At 69.1% G+C, this 6,552-nt stretch carries 6 protein-coding genes; 4 read left to right on the top strand and 2 right to left on the bottom strand.

Going from position 1 to position 6,552, the window contains the following annotated elements; translation table 11 throughout:
• Window positions 1-98: 98 nt before the first annotated feature.
• Both AC31A1_RS43940 and hutH read left to right on the top strand, forming a co-directional pair.
• Window positions 99-1,244 (top strand): GGDEF domain-containing protein, encoded by a 1,146-nt coding sequence (locus tag AC31A1_RS43940; protein WP_489658680.1) that lies wholly within the window; start codon window positions 99-101, stop codon window positions 1,242-1,244.
• A 75-nt stretch (window positions 1,245-1,319) separates the two neighbouring features.
• Window positions 1,320-2,858 (top strand): histidine ammonia-lyase, encoded by a 1,539-nt coding sequence (hutH, locus tag AC31A1_RS43935; RefSeq protein WP_489658682.1) that lies wholly within the window; start codon window positions 1,320-1,322, stop codon window positions 2,856-2,858.
• A gap of 42 nt (window positions 2,859-2,900) precedes the next feature.
• Here hutH and AC31A1_RS43930 read toward each other — a convergent pair whose 3' ends face one another.
• Window positions 2,901-3,713: a hypothetical protein gene (locus AC31A1_RS43930; RefSeq protein ID WP_489658679.1), complete on the bottom strand. Its 813-nt coding sequence runs from the start codon at window positions 3,711-3,713 to the stop codon at window positions 2,901-2,903.
• A gap of 41 nt (window positions 3,714-3,754) precedes the next feature.
• A complete protein-coding gene (locus tag AC31A1_RS43925) occupies window positions 3,755-4,048 on the bottom strand; it encodes a hypothetical protein (protein WP_489658681.1) in 294 nt (97 codons plus the stop codon).
• A 130-nt stretch (window positions 4,049-4,178) separates the two neighbouring features.
• On the opposite strand from AC31A1_RS43925, the gene AC31A1_RS43920 reads away from it, so the two are divergent.
• Together AC31A1_RS43920 and AC31A1_RS43915 are read left to right on the top strand one after the other, a co-directional pair.
• Window positions 4,179-4,532, top strand: coding sequence for a hypothetical protein (locus tag AC31A1_RS43920; protein ID WP_489658678.1), 354 nt, complete (start codon window positions 4,179-4,181; stop codon window positions 4,530-4,532).
• Between the two features lie 212 nt (window positions 4,533-4,744).
• Window positions 4,745-5,995 carry a L,D-transpeptidase gene (locus AC31A1_RS43915; protein WP_489658677.1) on the top strand — a complete coding sequence of 417 codons (1,251 nt, stop codon included), beginning with the start codon at window positions 4,745-4,747 and terminating at the stop codon, window positions 5,993-5,995.
• Window positions 5,996-6,552: the final 557 nt, after the last annotated feature.

Genomic DNA, 6,552 nt, shown 5'->3' with positions numbered 1-6,552 from the left:
CCCCTTCCTCCCCGCACCCGGCAGGCAGCCCAAGGTTCACGACACCTGTTCGCCGCATCAATGTCCCGCTATGTCGCAAACCTCCCTAGCCTGGAGTGATGGGTGAGGACAGGCGGCTGGCGGCCGTGGTGGAGCTGGCGCAGGGGATGGCGGCGGCGCACACCCCGCGTGAGTCCTGGCGGGCGGCGGCGGCCGGTGCGTGCCGGGCCCTGGACGGGAGTTTCGCCGCGCTGTCGGTGTGGGAGCGGGAGCTGGGCCGGCTGCGGGTCCTGGCGAACGTGGGGGAGCGCGCCGAGGGCGAGGAGGAGTTCCCGGACGGCGAGACCTACCCGGTGCACCAGTTCCCGGAGATCACCGAGTTCCTGCACGAACGGTGGGCCGGTGGCGGCGAGCCCAACGCCTGGGTCGAGACCGCCGAGGGCCCGGCCGCGGGCAGCCCCGGCTACTGCCACCAGCGCGTGGCCGCCCTACGGCGTCGTAGGCGCGGATGCTGTGTCGTCGCCCCGATCGTGCTGCACGGGCGGGCGTGGGGTGAGTTGTACGTGGCGCGGTCGGTCGGCGCGCCGGTGTTCGGCCGGGAGGACGCCGACTTCGCGACCGTGCTGGCCTCCGTCGTCGCCGCCGGGATCGCGCAGACCGAGCGGCTGGAGGAGGCGCGGCGGCTCGCCTTCACGGACGCGCTCACCGGGCTCGCCAACCGCCGTGCCGTCGACGTACGGCTCGACGAGGCGGTCGAGCGGCACCGGCGCGACGGGGTCGTGGTCAGCCTCGTGGTCTGTGACCTCAACGGGCTCAAGCGCGTCAACGACACCCGGGGGCATGCCGTGGGCGACCGGCTGCTTGAGCGCTTCGGGTCGGTGCTGTCGCTGTGCGGGGCGATGCTGCCCGGCGCGCTCGCCGCGCGGCTCGGCGGCGACGAGTTCTGTCTGCTCGCGGTCGGCCCGCCCGCCGACGAGGTGGTCGACGCGGCGGTCGAACTGTGCCGCCGCGCCGCCGAGTTGGAGCTGGGCGAGGGCGTCGCGTGCGGGGTCGCGTCGACGGAGGATCCGATCGGGGCGGTGCGCAGCGGCCGTCGGCTGTTCCGGCTGGCGGACGCGGCCCAGTACCGCGCGAAGGCCCTCCGTGCGGACAAGCCGGTGGTCGCCGGGCGGGACGGGCCGGATGATCCTGTGGTGCAGCTTGCGGACTCCCCCACGCCGGAGATGCCTGCCGAGCGACGGCGGTTCCGGGGGCGGCGGACGTGACCTACCTGTAAGGGTCTAAGCGGGCACCCGGTAGTGACACCGCCGCATTCAATGCGTACGCTCCTGAATATGGATATGCACACTGTGGTGGTGGGGACGTCCGGGGTCACCGCGTCCGACGTTCTCGCCGTGGCGCGTGGAGGCGCCCGGATCGAGCTTTCCCGTGAGGCCGTCGCGGCGCTCGCCGCGGCACGGGAGATCGTGGACGCGCTGGCCGCCAAGCCGGAGCCCGTGTACGGGGTGAGCACCGGGTTCGGGGCGTTGGCGTCGCGGCACATCAGTCCGGAACTGCGGGCACAGTTGCAGCGCAACATCGTTCGTTCGCACGCCGCCGGGATGGGGCCGCGCGTCGAGCGGGAAGTCGTGCGGGCCTTGATGTTCCTGCGGCTGAAGACCGTCTGCTCCGGTCACACCGGTGTACGGCCCGAGGTCGCGCAGACCATGGCCGACGTGCTGAACGCCGGGATCACCCCCGTCGTCCACGAGTACGGCTCCCTCGGCTGCTCCGGCGACCTCGCGCCGCTCTCCCACTGTGCGCTGACGCTCATGGGCGAGGGCGACGCCGAGGGCCCGGACGGGGTCGTACGGCCCGCCGGTGAGCTGCTCGCGGAAGCGGGGATCGCGCCTGTCGAACTGCGTGAGAAGGAGGGTCTCGCCCTTCTCAACGGCACCGACGGCATGCTCGGCATGCTGGTCATGGCCCTCGCCGACCTCGACATGCTCTACAAGTCCGCCGACGTCACCGCCGCCCTCTCCCTGGAGGCACTCCTCGGCACGGACAAGGTCCTCGCGCCCGAGCTGCACGCCATCCGCCCGCACCCCGGGCAGGGTGCCAGCGCCGCCAACATGCTTGCCGTGCTTGCCGGTTCGGAGCTGACCGGGCACCACCAGGACGGCGCGCCCCGCGTCCAGGACGCCTACTCGGTGCGGTGCGCCCCGCAGGTCGCCGGCGCCGGGCGGGACACCATCGCGCACGCACGGCTCGTCGCCGAGCGGGAGTTGGCGTCGGCTGTCGACAACCCCGTTGTGCTGCCCGACGGCCGGGTCGAGTCCAACGGCAACTTCCATGGCGCGCCCGTGGCTTACGTCCTCGACTTCCTCGCCATCGCCGCCGCCGACCTCGGGTCGATCGCCGAGCGCCGTACCGACCGGCTGCTCGACAAGAACCGCTCGCACGGGCTGCCGCCGTTCCTCGCGGACGACGCCGGTGTCGACTCCGGGCTGATGATCGCCCAGTACACGCAGGCCGCGCTGGTCAGCGAGATGAAGCGGCTGGCCGTACCGGCGTCCGCCGACTCGATCCCGTCCTCCGCGATGCAGGAGGACCACGTCTCCATGGGCTGGTCGGCCGCGCGCAAGCTGCGCACCGCCGTCGACAACCTCACCCGGATCATCGCCGTCGAGCTCTACGCCGCGACGCGCGCCGTCGAGCTGCGCGAGGGGCTGGCTCCGGCGCCCGCATCCCGGGCGGTCATCGACGCCGTACGGGCGGCGGGAGTCGAGGGTCCCGGGCCGGACCGCTTCCTGTCTCCCGACCTCGCGGCGGCGGACGCGTTCGTGCGGGGCGGGCATGTGGTCGAGGCCGTGGAGAAGGTCACCGGGCCGCTGAGGTAGGGCAGTTGGGGCCCGGCCATGGCAATGGCCGGGCCCCATACGTCACTTCAGCTTGGCGGACTGTGCGTCGATCACCGCGGACGGCACGGTGTAGGCCTTGTTCGCGATCAGGGCGCCGATGTTGACCGTGTAGTACGTGACGAGGGTGCTGCCGTGGCGCACCACCTCGGTGTGCACGGTGCCCTTCTGGCCGCCGGTGTCCTCCATCACGCTGCTCGCGCCGAACGCCACCGATTCGTCACCGGTGTCGGAGGCCTTCTCGGCGACGACCCCGGTGTATTTCGTGCTGTCCTTGCCCACTGTGAGGGCGAAGCCGCCGGAGCAGCTCTTGATCCCGTCGGAGACGGACTTGAAGGCCTTCTCCGCGCCGTCGCCGTCGTACGAGGACAGCCCGATGAGGGTGACCGGGTGGTCCAGCGAGGCGTTGAACGCGTCCTCCATCTCCTTCTCGGTCATGTCCTCCACGGACTTGGAGGGAGAGGCGGAGGCCTTCTTCGTCTCGGTGGCCGTCTCGTTGGTGGCCGAGGCGGCGTCACCCGGCGCCTGCGCGGACATGGCCCAAGCCAGCGGCTCGCACTGCTGCTTGTCGACGGTGACAGCGGTCTTGGCGGCCGGGACCGACTTGTCGACCGGCTCGACCTCGTAGCCGACGAGATCACTCTTCGCGAGGATCAGCTTCTTCAACTCGGCGGCGGTGAGCGCCTTGCCGGTGTTCTTCTCCGAACCCTGCGCGGCGTTCTCGGTGTTGCTCTCGGCCTTGTCCGAACCGCCGTCGGAGCAACCGGTGATGAGGGCCAGCGACAGTGCGCCCACCGCGACGGTGACGCACAGCCGTATGCCCGATGATCTCTTCATGAGCGGACTATGAAGCTTAAGTCAAAGGAACGTCAAGCAGCTTAAAAGCCGAGGCGTTCCCGTCGTACCGAATACGCCACGAAAACGGCGCCGAGGCCGAGGAACGCCGTGCCGCCGACGATGTACGGCGTGGTGTCCGGGCTGCCGGTGTCGGCGAGTTGGGTGCCCTCGGAGGAGGCGGTGACGGCCGTCGAGGTGACCCGTGCCTGCTGGGTGACCTGCGGGGCAGGTGTCGCCGAAGTCTCCACTCTGGCCTGGTCGGTCACCGTCGCGTTGGCGGAGGGGACGAACCAGAGGGCGCCCAGCAGGGTGCCCGCGGCGGTGGCGGTCAGCATCGTTCGGCGAGCGGTTGACACGGAATATCGATCCCCTTGTGGCGCTGGCGAATTGGCCGTGTGGAGCGATGCTAATGAACTGTGCGGGTCGCGGGAAAGTCACGGGAGCTGTGGGCCGTACGCTCCCGGCATGAGCACTCCAGAGACATCACGTTTTGTACGCCTTCGTGTCGAACTCGTTCTTGAAGTCGAGAACGAGGACGCCGTGACCAAGGCCGCGCTGGCCAAGATCGCCGACGATCCCGAGCTGCCCGGCGACGAGCGCGGGCACGCCGAGACCGCTGTGACGGAAGACACCGCCGAGGCCCTCGCCTATCTCGTGGACCCGTTCGACCTGGTCAGCGAGATGCCCGGGGTCGAGCTGGCCCAGGCCTCGTGGAGCAGTGAGGAGATCGACTACGACCCGGATTCGCCGGATTGGGACATCGACGAGGATGATGTCGACGGCGATGAGGAAGCAGACGGGGTGGCAGTGGCCGGCTGAGCCGTGCGCGGGAGAATGTGACCCCGGGCGGCAACGGCTGCCCGGGGTTTCGTCGTCTCATACGGTTCCGCGGGCCACGGTGGACGTGGCGTGCCCCACATGTGGGCGACAAGCGGAACGGGACGCACCAGTCGTAGCGTTGGTTTCTTAAGAAACTGGTTAACGGGGCGTTCGGGGTTTTCGGGGATTCGGCAACGATGGAGAAGCGTGTGATGACGGACAGTAAGCGGCGCAAGGGTCTTGTGGCCGCGTCCGCACTGCTCGGTGGTGTGCTCGTGCTCACGGCGTGTTCCGGCAGCGACGACAAGTCCTCCGGGAGCGACGCGAGCCAGAGCTCGCAGTCCAAGGCCGACGAGGCGGCCGCGAAGAAGTCCTCCGAGGCGCAGATCAAGATCACGCCGGCGGACGGTTCGGACAACGCCTCCATCAACAACTCGGCCGCGGTGACGGTCAGCAAGGGCACGCTCACGGCCGTGACGATGACGACCGCGGACGGCAAGGCCGTCGCGGGCACCATCTCCGCCGACAAGCTCAGCTGGAAGCCCAGCGCGCAGCTGGACCGCTCGACCACGTACAAGGTCGCGGCCACCGCGAAGGACTCCGCCGGGCTCGCCGCCCACGAGAACGCCTCCTTCACCACGGTCTCCCCGGCCAACAGCTTCATAGGGAACTTCACGCCCGAGGACGGCTCGACGGTCGGCGTCGGCATGCCGGTGTCGATCAACTTCAACAAGGCGATCACGAACAAGGCGGCCGTCCAGAAGGGCATTACGGTCACCTCCACCAGCGGCCAGGAAGTCGTCTGCCACTGGTTCAACACCCAGCGCATGGACTGCCGCCCCGAGGACTACTGGAAGGAGAACTCCACCGTCACGCTGAAGCTCGCGCTCGACGGCGTAGAGGGCGCCTCCGGGGTCTACGGCGTGCAGCAGAAGACGGTCACCTTCCACATCGGCCGCAACCAGGTCTCGTACGTCGACGCGAAGTCCAAGCAGATGAAGGTCGAGCAGGACGGCAAGGTCGTCAAGACGATCCCGATCTCGGCCGGTTCGCCCGAACACACCACGTACAACGGCCAGATGGTGATGTCCGAGAAGTTCACGCAGACGCGTATGAACGGTGCGACGGTCGGTTTCACGGATGACGACGGCAAGGGCGAGTACGACATCAAGGACGTCCCCCACGCCATCCGCCTCACCAGCTCCGGCACGTTCATCCACGGCAACTACTGGGGCTCGCCCTCGGTGTTCGGCTCCGTCAACACGAGCCACGGCTGCGTGGGCCTCCAGGACGTGAAGGGCGCGGGCGACAAGAACATGCCGGCGGCGTGGTTCTACAACAACTCGATGGTCGGCGACGTGGTCGTCATCTCCAACACCGGCGACAAGACGGTGGCCCCGGACAACGGCCTCAACGGCTGGAACATGGACTGGGCGCAGTGGAAGGCGGGGTCGGCGGTCTGATCTGACCGACCAACCCAGGCTCACCTGAAGGCGGTTGCCCCCGACGGGGGTGACCGCCTTTTCGCTGCCCGGCTCAAGTGGTCCATGGCGCAGGTGAGTTGACGGTAATATCCGTCATGTGACGTGCCTCCGGGCGCGCCTCCCTTTTCCGGGCCCCGTCCCCTCGGGGCCCGGCCCGAAGCGAGGCGGTTCCGGGTACAAAAAAAGCCGCCTCCCTAGGTAGGGAGGCGCGCCTGTGGGACGTCATGCAAAGCCGAAACCGACTCTCATGTGTCGGCTCACCCGGTTGCTGCCGGAGAAGTGGGCCAAGCATGTGAGGAGGTGGTGGCTTTGGTGGCTCACTCGGTAGCGGGAGACCCCTCGAAACACTAGGGGCCTCCCACTGAGCTCCCGGTGAGCTGGAGCCCCTGTCACGGATACCGGCCGTGGCGGGGGCTCGTTTGTCTTCTACTGCGACGATACCGGCTACGGCGCCCGCAGCAACCCCGACTCGTCAACAGGGGTCCTGAGCGCGGTGATGAACGGGGCCCAGGCGGGGGCGGTGAGGATGAGGGCGG

This window comes from Streptomyces sp. P5F9 (assembly GCF_057961495.1).
Note: the sequence above shows the minus strand (reverse complement) of the source record. Positions and strands in the feature narration are given on the sequence as shown.